This is a genomic window from Proteus sp. G2673, assembly GCF_009915125.1.
GTDB lineage: Bacteria > Pseudomonadota > Gammaproteobacteria > Enterobacterales > Enterobacteriaceae > Proteus > Proteus penneri.
Map to the genome: position 1 here is coordinate 112,037 of NZ_JAABLT010000004.1, position 14,394 is coordinate 126,430.

Sequence of the window (14,394 nt, forward strand, 5' to 3'; positions counted from 1 at the left end):
TGTTTAACACTTATTTTTTCATGCTACCAACCATATCTTCTGGACGTACCCAGCTATCGAATTCTTCCGATGTCAGGTAATTCAGTTTCAATGCAGATTCTTTTAGCGTTAAGCCTTCTTTATGCGCTTTCTTCGCAATTTCAGCGGCTTTATCGTAACCAATATGAGTATTTAACGCAGTAACTAACATTAATGATTCGTGCAGTAGTTTATTGATACGTTCACGGTTTGGCTCAATGCCAATTGCACAGTGCTCATTGAAACTACGCATACCATCAGCCAGTAAACGCACTGATTGTAAGAAATTATCAATGATCATTGGACGATAAACGTTCAGTTCAAAGTTACCCGATGCACCACCAATATTAATTGCAACATCATTACCCATTACTTGAGCACATAACATTGTTAATGCTTCACATTGTGTTGGGTTAACTTTGCCTGGCATGATTGAACTACCGGGTTCGTTTTCTGGGATCGAGATTTCACCAATACCACAACGAGGGCCAGAAGCTAACCAACGTACGTCATTAGCAATCTTCATTAATGATGCCGCTAAACCTTTTAATGCACCATGAGCATGAACTAATGCATCACAAGTTGCTAATGCTTCAAATTTATTAGGTGCTGTTACAAAAGGCTGACCTGATAATTCAGCGATGCGCTTAGCAACACGCACAGCATATTCTGGATGGGTATTTAATCCCGTACCTACTGCTGTACCACCTAGCGCTAATTCACAAACATGAGGAACTGAGTCATCGATATGTTTGATGCTATGTTCAAGCATAGCAGCCCAACCAGAGATCTCTTGGCCTAATGTCAGGGGTGTCGCATCTTGCAGGTGAGTACGACCAATTTTAACGATGTCATGGAAAGCTTCTGCTTTCTCTTTGAATACTTTCAGCAGTGATTTTAATTCTGGCAATAAATCCTGACGTAATGCAATAACAGCAGCGACATGCATGGCAGTTGGAAACACATCATTTGAACTTTGACTTTTATTAACATCATCATTCGGATGGATTTTGCGCTCCATGCCACGGATACCACCAAGTATCTCACTACCACGGTTAGCTAACACTTCATTCATATTCATGTTTGATTGAGTGCCAGAACCGGTCTGCCAGATTGCTAATGGGAATTCAGTTGGGTGTTTACCTGCAAGCACTTCGTCTGCAGCTGCGATAATTGCATCAGCGCGCTCTTTGGGTAATAAACCTAAATCCATGTTAACACCTGCGGCTGCTTTCTTCGTGAGAGCAAGCGCATGGATAAGTGCAACAGGCATTTTTTCAACTGAAATACGGAAGTGTTCAAGAGAACGCTGCGTTTGAGCTCCCCATAACTGGTCAGCTGGTACTTCGATTTGTCCCATTGAGTCTTTTTCAATGCGAGTGGCTGCCATTTCAATCTCCTTAAGTACACAGAATAATTGATTAATTCCGAATCACTTTCTAGTAAATAACTCGGATACCAGTATCATGCCATAAACAGAATAATAAATATGAGAGCTAAAGCGAGCTTATGAAATTTATAACAGAATGAAATCTGTTGATTTTTTGGGAAAAGTACGATTAGCAATCTTATTTTATTGTCAATGTTATTATTTAAGCTTTCATATTTATATCCATACTTATTATGAGCCTTTATTATTCATCATAAATAGAATCACATCACAATTAAATATTGTCCAAATCGAAAAATGAGTAAAAAAAGAGAGTTTTAATGATTATTTGAATTATCTTATAAATCATATCCATTTTGCTTTAAACTCATTATGTTAGCGAGTAACTAAGTAAGTTCTGATTGCGATTTTATTCCACTAAATCTATATTTACAGTTAATATAGGTGGCGATGTATATATGTGGATTATCTATATTTAAATTTAGTAAAATTTATCACCAATTTATCGGGTTGTTTAAGGGTTACAAAACAGCCTTTATAACGTACATCGCCAGATGTACACAGAGGATGGACTAGAATTATGAAGAAATCGCTTGTCGCTGTTGGTGTTATCGTCGCACTAGGTGTTGTTTGGACTGGTGCGTCGTGGTACATGGGCAGCAAAATTGAAAGTCGCTTACAGGAAGAAACGAAACTAGCAAATGTCCAACTAGCGCAACTTGCTAAAAATGCACAATTTGGCGCTGATATTAAACTTGAAATTCGTGACTATAAAAAAGGGGTATTCACCTCTAATGCAGACTTTGCTGTCGTGATTTCAAAAGATGCTAGTGAAATTGTTGAAGACCAGGATAAAAAAGTAGAAGAGATTATCTTCACTACTGATATTGATCACGGTCCATTCCCTCTTTCTGATTTGGCTAGATTTAATTTAGTACCAAAATTAGCGGCCATGAATAATACGTTGGTCAACAATGATACAACTAAAGAATTATTCAAGCTGACTAAAGATAAATCTCTTTTTAATATCCATACATCTTTAGCTTTTGATGGTGCAGTATCAGGTGAAGCTAAACTAAATCCTATCGATTTCGCTGAAAACGGTGGCACAGTTAAAACAACACCATTAACAATTGAATTCTCATCAGATAAAACTGCAACCAACTTCACTACCGCCGTAAAAGGTGATCAAGTTGTTGTCACTAAAGATGGTGAAGAAACTTTCACAATTAAAAATATTGCAGGTTCTGTTGCTGGAACTAAAGTTAACAACGATCAATATTTATTTAATGAGCAGTTATTAAGTTTTGCTGAAATTACACATACCAGCAAAGAAAAAGCATCGGATTTCTCACTGAAAGATTTTTCTCTGACAACCAAAAGTGATATCAAAGATAAGCTTTTTAACATTTCTCAAACTTATTACTTTAAGTCACTGAATGTTGCAGGACTAGAATTTGGTGCTGGTAAATTTGGCTATTCAATTGATAAAGCTGATCCAGATGCAATGTTGTTATTAACCAAAGTTTATAACAACTCATTATTGCCATGGAATAAAAATCATTTCGACAATTCTGAAATGGTTGAACAAGCCGTTCGTGATGTTCTAGAAAAAGGCTTAGTTTTCCGTATTGATGAAGCTTCTTTAACCAATAAAAGTGGTGCAAGTAAGTTAACCTTTAACTTAGACTTAAATGCTTTTAACGTTAAAACATTAGAAAACCAAGAGAAATCACCAGCAGAGTTATTTAACTATCTGTTTAAAAACATCGATTTCAATATTGATTTATCTCTTCCAATGTTAGCTGAATTCCGTAACACCACTCAATATCTTGATGCTGCTCGTTACCAAGAAACCGCATTGACAGATGAAGAGAAAAAAGAGATCGAAGCAGCAACAGCAACAGATATTGAACAATTAAAAACTGAATTACAGCAAAATATCAACCAAATTTCTCAAGATGAGAAAGATGCATTACCTCTGATGCTACTTGCACAAGATGGTAAAGCATTAAGCATGAAACTGAACTATGCGGCAGATAAATTTACCATGAATGGTAAAACTTATACTTTTGATGAGTTTATGGAAGTAACCCAAGCTCCACAAATGTTAGGTTTAGCAGCTATGTTATTCGGTATGGGCGCATCATCTTATGATTACGATGATTCTGATTATTCAGAAGAAGGTTATCAAGAAGAAATGACAGAAGATCCAGCCATTATCGAAGAACAAGATATTTTAATTCCTGAGCAACCTGTACAAGCTCAATAATTAACTTTTTGTTCGAACGCTCAGTCGTTAAAACAATAAATACCCCATTTGTGAATAACATAATGGGGTATTTTTTAACATCGTGTTTTAATTAACAATCGCGATCTTTAGCTGGAATATGGTGATTACTCCATTCCTCTTTACAACAAGAATCAATAGTTTTATTAATTATTCCCGCAAGAGTATTTACGGTTGAAATAATAGAAGTGAGTTGTGCGCAGATCTGACTACAGTTAGATGTTTTTTCATCCGGCTTAGGAATATTCGGTAACGTCAAGCTATCGCAGAGTATTTCTTGTAATACTAATGAGAACTGTGCAATGCCTGTAGTATAGATATATGAACGCCCTCCTGTCTGTTTTGCTAAGCGCTCATATTCTTTTGTAATACTATCTCTATCAGCAATACTTGGGAAACGATCTAAATTCGTTATCTTATCGTCAGGTGTCCCTTGATAGGTATAGACTTTAACTTTTTCGTTCTGAGCTACAGAGATAGCTTCATCATTCTTTCTAACTGCATCATTTGTAAGAACACCACCTCCTCCTTCCATCCCTTCATCACCCAACACAAAAATAGCGCGACGAGCACCGTCACGCCAATCAAAATACTTACTTAAATCAATCACTGCACGACACAAATCCTCTTTATTGCCCGCATGATCACGCCCATCAGCCTCTTTAAAGGGTTTTCTTGCCTGTAAACGATTTTCAGGAACCCCTAGAGCTTTTAAATAGTCACTAGCTGATTGATCAAATTTAGTATCATCCCATGTACCTTCTATACCTAAAAAGGTCACTCTCAGTTTTGATGGACATTTTTCAAGTGCAGCTTGTATTGCATCATCCACTTCTTTACTTAAATCCGACGATTCATCAGACATTGAACCGCTGGTATCAATCACGACAACTAAATCTAACGCAATCATACCATCACCAGTAACGACTTGTGATCCATAAGTAAGATTATTTGAGGATGAAGGTGGAAGTATTTGGGACATTAATTGGTCTTTTATTTTATTATTTTTATTTTCAAAACTAAAATCAGAATTCTCATTCATATTTATTTTCCTTAACTTTAAACAAATAGAGATCTATTAAAAAATCATTGTGTAAATAATTATATTCAGCTAAATACATCTAGTTCACAGCAACCTATTATGGCAATAATCACCTATCATTTAATCCTTATTTAATAAAAGAGATGTTCTATTTTTTAGTTCCATTTTATTTTCTATAAATAAACTCAAATATAAATTAACTTTATTATTTTTATAGAAATAATTTTTTATTCTTTGTCTGAAAATCATCTCAAACCAATATAAACAACAATTTATCAAATAAAATCATGATCAAATAATATTTCAGCCGTTTTTACACCGCTTTCACTTAACACTATCAATGTAGCTGATAAGAGATTTCAATTATAATGATAAATCTTTTCCAAATTAATATTTAATGTATCAATTTACCTGATAATACACGTCAATTAGATTGAATATTGTAGCGAATAAATAAACACCTCTTTTTTCTATTTTTTATTTTTTAACTTAAAATTAAGAAAAAACTGTATTTTTAGTTTTAAAAATAACCAATTTAAGTTTATTTATTAGTGAATAAAATAAAAATCAGTCATAATAATCTGCAACTCATTTATATTTACCCGATTATAAGAAAATCACTATAAACGATAGATTTTCATTATTTCTATTAAAAAGGAAAATAACACGTGATTGACACACAGTTGCCTTTAACCGATTTACATCGTCATTTAGATGGTAATATCCGTCCACAAACTATTTTAGATTTAGCAAAACAACACAATATTGCACTCCCTGCTTATGAGTTAGAAGCTTTGCGTCCTCATGTGCAAATTACAAAAAATGAGCCAAGTCTTGTGAGCTTCTTACAAAAATTAGATTGGGGAGTGGCGGTTTTAGCAGACTTAGATGCGTGTCATCGTGTTGCTTATGAAAACGTGGTGGATGTGGTTAATGCGGGTATTGATTACGCTGAACTGCGATTCTCTCCTTATTATATGGCAATGAAACACCAGTTGCCTGTTGAAGGTGTCGTGGAAGCCATTGTTGATGGTGTGCAAAGCGCACTGCAATCACATGATGTAGATATTCGTTTAATCGGTATTTTAAGCCGTACTTTTGGTGAAGATGCTTGCCAACAAGAATTAAATGGATTGTTGAAACATCAAGATAAAATTACTGCGCTTGATTTAGCGGGTGATGAATTAGGTTTTCCGGGTCACTTATTCCAATCTCATTTTAATCGTGCTCGTGACACAGGCTGGAATATTACTGTTCATGCCGGTGAAGCGGCGGGTGCTGAAAGTATCTGGCACGCAATTAAAGAATTAGGCGCAAGTCGTATCGGTCATGGTGTTAAGGCTATTGAAGATCCTCGTCTAATGGATTATCTCGCAGAGCATCAAATTGGTATTGAATCTTGCTTAACCTCAAATATTCAAACCAGTACGATCAATTCATTAGCAGAACATCCTCTAAAAACCTTCTTAGAGCATGGCATTATTGCATCGCTTAATACCGATGATCCTGCTGTTGAAGGCATTGAATTAAAGCACGAATATAACGTTGCAGCACCGGCTGCTGGATTAACACCAGAGCAAATTCGCCAAACTCAAATTAATGGTTTAAAAATGGCGTTTATTAGCCAAGCAGAACGTGAAGCATTAATTAAAAAAGCCAGTCAACGTTAATATAAAATAGTTTAATAGAAAAGCATCTGTCTTAAACTGCCCTTGTTTATTGAACAGTTTAAATTAGAGAGATGCTTTTTCAATTAACTACCGTTTAGTTTCATATTATCTTTAAATTTACTACCATCAGCATAAATTTATTTTTTTTCTGTCACTTTATTTTGATTAGCGTAGCGCTGTGCTAATACCGCACAAACCATTAATTGGATCTGATGGAATATCATTAGTGGTAATAACATTACTCCAACAGTCGCAGCAGGAAATAATACATTCGCCATGGGTACACCATTTGCTAAGCTCTTTTTAGAGCCACAAAAAACAATGGTGATTTCATCTTCTTTATTAAAACCAAGCAACCTTGCACTGTACACATTCACAAAAATCACAATCGCTAACAAAATACAACTTACTACTGCAATCGTTAATAGCGACCAACCATCAATTTTATGCCAGATCCCTTCAACAACTGCCTCACTAAATGCCACATAAACCACCAGCAAAATAGACGAGCGATCCGTTCTATTAACTAATTTTTTATGATTATCAACCCAACGACCAATCAAAGGGCGAGATAAATGGCCAATAATAAAAGGCACCATTAATTGCAGTAAAATAGATTGAATAGCACCGACAGTATCAAAGTCACTCGCAGAGCCTTGCGTTTGCATTAAAAAACCGACTAATACCGGTGAAAGAAAAACACCAAGAATACTGGATGCAGATGCACTACAAATAGCCGCAGCGACATTTCCCCCAGCCACAGAAGTAAAGGCAATCGCAGATTGCACCGTCGCTGGTAACGCACAAAGATATAAAAAACCCATATAGACAGTTGGTGACATCCATTCAGGCACAATCACTTGTAATCCAAGACCCAAAATAGGGAAAAGAATAAAAGTACTGGCAAATACAGTAAGATGTAAACGCCAATGCCCAAGCCCTGCCAATATCGCTTCTCGAGAAAGCTTTGCGCCATGCAAAAAGAACAGCAGTGCTATCGCGCCGGTCGTAAGATATTGGAATAGGACTTTAATATCGCCTTGTGCGGGTAGTAGCGTTGCTAGTGTCACCACACAAATCATTATCATGAGAAAAGGATCGAGTTTTAATTTTTGCCACCAAGACATTAGATTTAGCGCTCCCTTTAGCTTATAGCGTAATAGTTTGTTTTAAACGATTTGAAATTTCGCCAGCTTCAATCAAACGCATAATGGCTGTTGCTTGTATTGGCGTAACGGGATTGTCTTCACCCAATGTAATTGCACGATAAATTTGTTGATAGTAAGCGGGATAATCACCAGAAAGTGTAGTTAGTGTCGTTGTCTCTAATTCACCAGACTCTGATAGTATTGTTAATTCACCATCACTATGATCCATTCCCCAATTATAAGTTTGATTAGGAAGATAACCGGCTTTTAAGGCATCTTCTTGGGTATCTAACCCATATTTAACATAACTTCCTTTTGTTCCATGAATGGCAAAAATAGGTGTTGGAGATGCGACGAGCATAGAAGCGTGAAGAACAACTCTAAGATTGTCATATTCTAATAATGCATGAAAATAATCGGCATTTTTTGCATTAGGACGTAATTGAGCAATATCTGCAGTAATTGCTTTAGGCTCCCCAAATAGGCAAACAGCTTGATCAAGAACATGGGGCGCTAAATCATACCAAAGCCCGCCCCCCATTCCGGCATCTTCTCGCCAACGTTGACGCACGGTTGGGCGAAACCGATCAAAATGCGCTTCATAGGCACTAATCTCACCGAGTGTTTTATCTGCTAAAAGTTTTTTAACTGTTAAGAAACCGGAGTCCCAACGGCGATTATGAAAGACAGACAGAAGTTTATCAGCATCGGTTGCTTGCTGAGTCAATTTTTCAGCTTCTTCCAGTGTCAGTGTAAACGGTTTATCCACAATGACATGTTTACCTTTTTTCAGGGCCTGTGAAGCCAGTGAATAGTGAGTATTATTCGGTGTAGGGATAATGATTAAATCTATTGAGGGATCATTAATAAGTGCTTGAGGATCTGCATAAACCGTAATCTGAGGAAAATCTTGTCTGACTTTATTTTCATCAGAACTTGAAATTGCACTAAGATTTAAGCCATCGGTTGTTGTTATTAGCGGTGCATGAAAAGTTTTACTTGCATAGCCATACCCGATAATTCCAACATTGAGTTTAATTGCCATAACCCTATCCTATTTTTATATGCTTTTTTTATTAACAAAAATCACTTTCACTTTTGTAGTTAAATAAATAATAACAAAGTTTGTGATAATATCCCGTTTAGTTCTATACATACGAGTAGGAATAATTAATTAATGAAATTTGATCTCAAAGCAAACACGCAGAATAACCTTTCAGGAAAAGCGCCTATTACCGGGTGGTTGCTTGCGCCATTGGCTTATATGATCTTGTCAGTTATTGGTTCTGGGTTGATGTCTGTTCTCTATATTATTAAATATTTTTCAGATTTTTCGATCCTCCACCAGCTTCCTTTTCATTTGATATCAAGCTGGTATCTTTCCGCGTTAACAACATGGGTAATGTTTAGCTTTACACTTTACCTACTAAGACAATTTTTTTATCGTGCTAAAAACTTTCCGCGCCTATTTGTTTTTTGGTTGCTTATCAACTTACTATTAGCAATTAAGAGCTTTGGCTTTGCGCCCGTAGATGACCAAACAGCATTACAATCCCTTCTATGGTCTGTTTTCTCGACTGTCTGCTTTGTGCCCTATATCAAGTACTCTAAACGTGTGCGTGAAACTTTCACACAAGTTCGATAACTTCGCGTCTTTACCCTTGATATTATATACACTTGTTTAGCCTCTTTATTTCAGGAGGCTTTTTGTTTCTCTGTTTAACAATTTTGGCATAACAATGACTGATTACTTGCTTCTATTCGTCGGCACCGTATTGGTGAATAACTTTGTACTCGTCAAATTCCTAGGTTTATGCCCATTTATGGGTGTATCAAAAAAATTAGAAACCGCGATTGGAATGGGATTTGCGACGACCTTTGTTATGACTCTCGCCTCGATTAGTTCTTGGCTGATGGATAATTTTATTTTAGTTCCTTTGGACTTACTTTATTTACGCACACTGAGCTTTATTTTAGTTATTGCAGTAGTTGTACAATTCACTGAAATGGTCGTAAGAAAAACAAGCCCGACACTCTATCGTTTGTTGGGGATCTTCTTACCTTTAATTACCACAAACTGTGCTGTCTTAGGCGTTGCGTTATTAAATATCAATCAAGCACACACGTTTATGCAGTCGGCTGTTTATGGTTTTGGTGCAGCAGTAGGTTTTTCTCTTGTGATGGTATTATTTGCCGCTATTAGAGAAAGATTAGCAGTGGCAAATGTCCCTGCGCCATTTAAAGGTGCTTCAATTGGTTTAATTACCGCAGGTTTAATGTCTCTCGCCTTTATGGGTTTTAGTGGTTTGGTGAAACTGTAATGAATTCTTTATGGATAGCAATTGGCGTACTCGGTGCGCTAGGTCTTATCTTTGGGCTAATTTTGGGATATTCCGCTCGCCGTTTCAAAGTGGAAGAAGATCCTATTGTTGAAAAAATTGACGCGATATTACCGCAAAGCCAATGCGGACAATGTGGTCATCCGGGGTGTCGCCCTTATGCCGACGCGGTTGCAAACAATGGTGAAATGATTAACCGTTGTGCACCGGGCGGCGAACAGGTGATGTTAAAAATCGCAGAATTGATGGGTGTTGATCCTCAACCGCTTGATGGTGACGAAGAAGCGTTAAATCCAATTAGAAAAGTCGCCTTAATTGATGAAGATAATTGCATAGGATGCACTAAGTGTATTCAAGCGTGCCCTGTTGATGCCATTGTCGGTGCAACGCGCGCAATGCATACGGTTATTGAAGACTTATGTACTGGATGTGACTTATGCGTTCCTCCTTGCCCTACTGACTGTATTACCTTAGTGCCCGTCAAAGTAACAACCTCAAATTGGAAATGGGATTTAAATACCATCCCAGTAAAAAACATTCCAGCAGAGCCGGAAGAAACACCTGAAGATGAACCGTCATTAAAGACGGAGGATAACGCTCATGTTTAATCTCTTTTCGTTATTTAAAAAAGATAAAATCTGGGATTTTAAAGGTGGTATTCATCCTCCTGAAATGAAATTGCAGTCAAGTCGTACACCAATGCGTATAGCGCAATTACCTGATGAAGTCATTATTCCTATTCATCAGCACTTAGGTGTACCGGGTCAACTTTGTGTCAATGTAGGCGAACATGTATTAAAAGGTCAACCGTTAACAAGAGGGGTTGGCAGGACATTACCGGTACATGCCTCTATCTCTGGTATAGTTACAGCAATAGAACCTTTTCCAAGTACTCACCCTTCTGGGTTACCTGAAATTGCAGTAAGAATTCAATCTGACGGTAAAGATGAGTGGCGTGAACAATTCCCTCTTGTGGATTATCAATCACAAAGTAAAGAGGTTTTACTCACTCGTATTCATGAAGCGGGTATAGCGGGATTAGGTGGAGCTGGATTTCCAACAGCCACAAAATTAAAAGGTGGTGGCGATCTCATTAAAACACTTATCATCAATGCAGCAGAATGTGAGCCATATATTACTGCCGACGATCGCTTAATGCAGGAGCATGCTGATGAAGTGATTGCAGGGTGTCAGATCTTAATTCACCTTCTCTCTCCCGATGAAGTGTTAATTGGTATTGAAGATAACAAGCCTGAAGCCATCGAGTCATTAAAACATGCCTTAAGTGCAGTACCTGATGAAAAACGTATTTTCATTCGTGTTATCCCAACAAAATACCCATCAGGTGGTGCGAAACAACTCACCAAAATCTTAACAGGCAAAGAAGTGCCATCAGGTGGTCGTTCATCTGATATTGGTGTTTTGATGCAAAACGTCGGTACTGTTGTTGCCATCAAACGTGCCATTATTGATGATGAGCCTTTAATTGAGCGTGTTGTCACGGTCACTGGTAATGGTGCTAAAACACCAGGTAACTTTTGGGCGCGTTTAGGTACCCCTATTTATTCATTGCTAAAACAAGCGGGATTTGTTGCTGGCTCTGAACAAATGGTGATTATGGGGGGGCCATTAATGGGCTTTACCTTACCCGACTTAAATGCCCCTGTAGTTAAGATAACCAACTGTCTACTTATCCCTTCAGTTGAAGAGATGGATACAGATAACCTTGAAGAAGCCTGTATCCGTTGTGGTCATTGTGTTGATGCTTGCCCTAGTGGCTTATTACCGCAACAACTTTACTGGTTTAGTAAAGGTAAAGAGCATGAGAAGGCACAACAACATAATTTATTTGATTGTATTGAATGTGGTGCTTGTGCATTTGTTTGCCCAAGTAATATTCCGTTAGTTCAATACTATCGCCAAGAAAAGGCTGAAATTCGTGAAATTGATGCGGAAGCCAAACGAGCAGCTGAAGCTAAAGCGCGTTTTGAAGCCAAAAAATTACGTATGGAGCGTGAAAAACTTGAGCGTGAAGCAAGGCATCAACGTGCGGCAGTTAAACTTGATGATAAAGAACACAGTGAAGTTCAATCAGCACTTTCTCGTGTAAAAACGAAACAAAGTATCGGGAAAATTATTTCTGTTAAAGCGGGAGAAGAGCCGGATAACGCAGCCGCTATTGCCGCACGTAAAAAACGTAAAGAAGAAGTTAGAGCAAAACAAGCGGCTAAAATAGCACAGCAAAAGGCACTAGAAACCTCAAGTGAGAGTATAACGAGTAAGAGTGAAGATGCTGATCCACGTAAAGCTGCCGTTGCCGCTGCATTGGCTCGTGTGAAAGCAAAGAAAGCACAGCAAGTTTCCCAAACAACGCCAGCCGTTGAAGCGCCTGTTGAAAGCGCTAAAGCCGAAGATGTCGATCCACGTAAAGCTGCTGTTGCCGCCGCTATTGCCAGAGTAAAAGCGAAAAAAGAAGCCGAACAAGCCTCTCAAGCAATGCCAGCCGTTGAAGCGCCTGTTGAAAGCGCTAAAGCCGAAGATGTCGATCCACGTAAAGCTGCCGTTGCCGCTGCTATTGCTAGAGTAAAAGCGAAAAAAGAAGCCGAACAAGCCTCCCAAGCAACGCCAGCCGTTGAAGCGCCTGTTGAAAGCGCTAAAGCCGAAGATGTCGATCCACGTAAAGCTGCCGTTGCCGCCGCTATTGCCAGAGTAAAAGCAAAAAAAGAAGCCGAACAACGTCGAGCTAAAGAAGAAGTTACCTTGGATTAATCACAGATGAAATTTAGACCGATACAAAATAACAACAGTAAATTAAAAATTTCGAGTTCCCCTTTTACGCATAATCAGCAATCCACCAGCCAAGTTATGCTATGGGTAACATTAGCAGCACTGCCGGGGATCTTAAGCCAGATCTATTTCTTTGGCTTAGGCACTATTTACCAAATTGTGTTAGCTATTATTGTGGCGCTTGTCACTGAAACACTCTGCGTAAAGCTTAAAAAAGAAGATCCTTTACTTTATCTGAAAGACAATTCAGCACTACTGACAGGCGTATTACTCGCCATTAGCATTCCACCTTTAGCGCCTTGGTGGATCATTGTTTTAGGCACTTTTGTTGCGATTGTTATCGCAAAACATATTTATGGCGGTTTAGGGCAAAATCCATTTAACCCTGCAATGGTAGGGTATGTAGTTTTACTGATCTCATTCCCAGTACAAATGACATCGTGGATGCCTCCTGTTGAATTACAAGCAGTTTCTTACAATGTCATGGACAGCTTAAGTATCTTCTTTACAGGTCATACCTCATCAGGTTTAACGCTTGAAGATTTGAGACGCTCTGTTGATGGCATTACACAAGCAACACCTCTAGATAGTTTTAAAACAGGCTTACTCACACATTCTATTGATGAAGTCTTAGCGACACCTATTTTACAAGGTGAATTTGCCGGCATTGGGTGGCAATGGGTGAATGTCGCTTATTTAATTGGTGGATTAGTTCTACTTTATAAACGCATTATTAGCTGGCATATCCCTGTTGCGATGATTTCTGTATTAGCGCTTTGTTCGGTTATTAGCTGGGGTATCGACCCTACTCGTTACTCACAACCGTTATTACAGATTTTCTCTGGAGCGACAATGTTAGGTGCATTTTTTATTGCTACTGATCCTGTTAGCGCCTCAACAACACCTAAAGGTCGTTTAATTTATGCGGGAATGATTGGTTTATTAGTTTGGGTTATACGTGTTTATGGCGGATACCCAGATGCCGTTGCCTTCTCTGTATTACTAGCCAATATTGCTGTACCTCTTATTGATAGCTATACACGCCCTCGTGTTTATGGCCATTAATTGCTAAGGAGAAAATGATGATCGAAATCTTAAAACGCCATGGACTCACATTAGCTATCTTTGCAGCTTGTACTACGGGTTTAACCGCTGTGGTATACCACTTAACCGCAAACACCATTGCAGAACAAGTGGCTATAGAAAAACAGAAATTATTGGATCAGGTGATCCCTCAAGCAATGTATGACAATGAGCTTTCTAAAGATTGTTATCTACTTACGGCCCCTGAATTGGGAAATTCAAAACCTCATAAACTTTATGTTGCGCGTTTAGAAGGTAAACCTGTTGCAGCAGCCTTAGAATCTACCGCCCCAGATGGTTATTCAGGTGCAATTGAGCTTCTTGTTGGCGCTGACTTTAAAGGCAACGTGCTAGGGGTTCGTGTAACCGCACATAACGAAACGCCTGGTCTGGGTGATAAAATTGAGACACGCATTTCCGATTGGATCACAACGCTAAGTAATAAATTCATTTCCAGTGAAAACGATCCACACTGGGCAGTAAAAAAAGATGGCGGAGATTTTGATCAATTTACAGGTGCGACAATCACCCCCCGCGCTGTCGTTAACTCATCAAAACGCACAGCATGGCTAATACAATCATTACCAGAGAAACTCGATACACTCTCTGTCTGTGAGGCGAATTAAT

Annotated in this window: 12 protein-coding genes; 8 read left to right on the plus strand and 4 right to left on the minus strand. The window is 38.3% G+C overall.

The window, feature by feature from the left end; all coding sequences use genetic code 11:
• Positions 1–10: 10 nt before the first annotated feature.
• Positions 11–1,408, minus strand: coding sequence for a class II fumarate hydratase (gene fumC / locus GWI59_RS01230; protein WP_006536921.1), 1,398 nt, complete (start codon positions 1,406–1,408; stop codon positions 11–13).
• 580 nt (positions 1,409–1,988) lie between these two features.
• On the opposite strand from fumC, the gene GWI59_RS01235 reads away from it, so the two are divergent.
• Entirely contained in the window at positions 1,989–3,680 is a 1,692-nt protein-coding gene (locus GWI59_RS01235) for a YdgA family protein (protein ID WP_161723836.1), read from the plus strand.
• A gap of 91 nt (positions 3,681–3,771) precedes the next feature.
• Here GWI59_RS01235 and GWI59_RS01240 read toward each other — a convergent pair whose 3' ends face one another.
• Complete coding sequence (locus GWI59_RS01240) at positions 3,772–4,740, minus strand: VWA domain-containing protein (RefSeq protein ID WP_006536924.1); 969 nt, start codon at positions 4,738–4,740, stop codon at positions 3,772–3,774.
• Between the two features lie 668 nt (positions 4,741–5,408).
• On the opposite strand from GWI59_RS01240, the gene add reads away from it, so the two are divergent.
• The gene (add, locus tag GWI59_RS01245; RefSeq protein WP_109848439.1) at positions 5,409–6,410 is read left to right on the plus strand and encodes an adenosine deaminase; all 1,002 of its coding nucleotides are present in this window, start codon (positions 5,409–5,411) and stop codon (positions 6,408–6,410) included.
• A gap of 137 nt (positions 6,411–6,547) precedes the next feature.
• On the opposite strand, the gene GWI59_RS01250 is transcribed toward add, so the two are convergent.
• Together GWI59_RS01250 and GWI59_RS01255 are read right to left on the minus strand one after the other, a co-directional pair.
• Positions 6,548–7,537 carry a bile acid:sodium symporter family protein gene (locus GWI59_RS01250; protein WP_109400391.1) on the minus strand — a complete coding sequence of 330 codons (990 nt, stop codon included), beginning with the start codon at positions 7,535–7,537 and terminating at the stop codon, positions 6,548–6,550.
• 22 nt (positions 7,538–7,559) lie between these two features.
• The gene (locus GWI59_RS01255) at positions 7,560–8,603 is read right to left on the minus strand and encodes an oxidoreductase (RefSeq protein WP_161723839.1); all 1,044 of its coding nucleotides are present in this window, start codon (positions 8,601–8,603) and stop codon (positions 7,560–7,562) included.
• A 132-nt stretch (positions 8,604–8,735) separates the two neighbouring features.
• On the opposite strand from GWI59_RS01255, the gene GWI59_RS01260 reads away from it, so the two are divergent.
• The 6 genes from GWI59_RS01260 (at position 8,736) to rsxG (ending at position 14,393) form a co-directional block, all read left to right on the plus strand.
• Complete coding sequence (locus GWI59_RS01260) at positions 8,736–9,203, plus strand: DUF2569 domain-containing protein (protein WP_109848436.1); 468 nt, start codon at positions 8,736–8,738, stop codon at positions 9,201–9,203.
• Positions 9,204–9,297: 94 nt separating this feature from the next.
• A complete protein-coding gene (rsxA, locus tag GWI59_RS01265) occupies positions 9,298–9,879 on the plus strand; it encodes an electron transport complex subunit RsxA (protein ID WP_006536930.1) in 582 nt (193 codons plus the stop codon).
• A complete protein-coding gene (gene rsxB / locus GWI59_RS01270; RefSeq protein WP_006536931.1) occupies positions 9,879–10,505 on the plus strand; it encodes an electron transport complex subunit RsxB in 627 nt (208 codons plus the stop codon). The genes rsxA and rsxB overlap by 1 nt, the downstream gene beginning before the upstream one ends.
• The gene (rsxC, locus tag GWI59_RS01275) at positions 10,498–12,666 is read left to right on the plus strand and encodes an electron transport complex subunit RsxC (RefSeq protein WP_161723841.1); all 2,169 of its coding nucleotides are present in this window, start codon (positions 10,498–10,500) and stop codon (positions 12,664–12,666) included. Before rsxB ends, rsxC begins: the two co-directional genes overlap by 8 nt.
• A gap of 6 nt (positions 12,667–12,672) precedes the next feature.
• Positions 12,673–13,749 carry an electron transport complex subunit RsxD gene (gene rsxD / locus GWI59_RS01280; protein ID WP_161671557.1) on the plus strand — a complete coding sequence of 359 codons (1,077 nt, stop codon included), beginning with the start codon at positions 12,673–12,675 and terminating at the stop codon, positions 13,747–13,749.
• Positions 13,750–13,766: 17 nt separating this feature from the next.
• Positions 13,767–14,393, plus strand: a complete 627-nt coding sequence (gene rsxG / locus GWI59_RS01285; protein WP_109400387.1) for an electron transport complex subunit RsxG — start codon at positions 13,767–13,769, stop codon at positions 14,391–14,393.
• The last annotated feature ends 1 nt before the right edge of the window (position 14,394 follow it).

What these genes read in the sequence shown, in the direction of transcription:
- fumC (WP_006536921.1), bottom strand. Translation starts at nt 1,408, where the DNA reads ATGGCAGCCACTCGCATTGAAAAAGACTCAATGGGACAAATCGAAGTA.
- GWI59_RS01235 (WP_161723836.1), top strand. Translation starts at nt 1,989, where the DNA reads ATGAAGAAATCGCTTGTCGCTGTTGGTGTTATCGTCGCACTAGGTGTT.
- GWI59_RS01240 (WP_006536924.1), bottom strand. Translation starts at nt 4,740, where the DNA reads ATGAATGAGAATTCTGATTTTAGTTTTGAAAATAAAAATAATAAAATA.
- GWI59_RS01250 (WP_109400391.1), bottom strand. Translation starts at nt 7,537, where the DNA reads ATGTCTTGGTGGCAAAAATTAAAACTCGATCCTTTTCTCATGATAATG.
- GWI59_RS01255 (WP_161723839.1), bottom strand. Translation starts at nt 8,603, where the DNA reads ATGGCAATTAAACTCAATGTTGGAATTATCGGGTATGGCTATGCAAGT.
- GWI59_RS01260 (WP_109848436.1), top strand. Translation starts at nt 8,736, where the DNA reads ATGAAATTTGATCTCAAAGCAAACACGCAGAATAACCTTTCAGGAAAA.
- rsxA (WP_006536930.1), top strand. Translation starts at nt 9,298, where the DNA reads ATGACTGATTACTTGCTTCTATTCGTCGGCACCGTATTGGTGAATAAC.
- rsxB (WP_006536931.1), top strand. Translation starts at nt 9,879, where the DNA reads ATGAATTCTTTATGGATAGCAATTGGCGTACTCGGTGCGCTAGGTCTT.
- rsxC (WP_161723841.1), top strand. Translation starts at nt 10,498, where the DNA reads ATGTTTAATCTCTTTTCGTTATTTAAAAAAGATAAAATCTGGGATTTT.
- rsxD (WP_161671557.1), top strand. Translation starts at nt 12,673, where the DNA reads ATGAAATTTAGACCGATACAAAATAACAACAGTAAATTAAAAATTTCG.
- rsxG (WP_109400387.1), top strand. Translation starts at nt 13,767, where the DNA reads ATGATCGAAATCTTAAAACGCCATGGACTCACATTAGCTATCTTTGCA.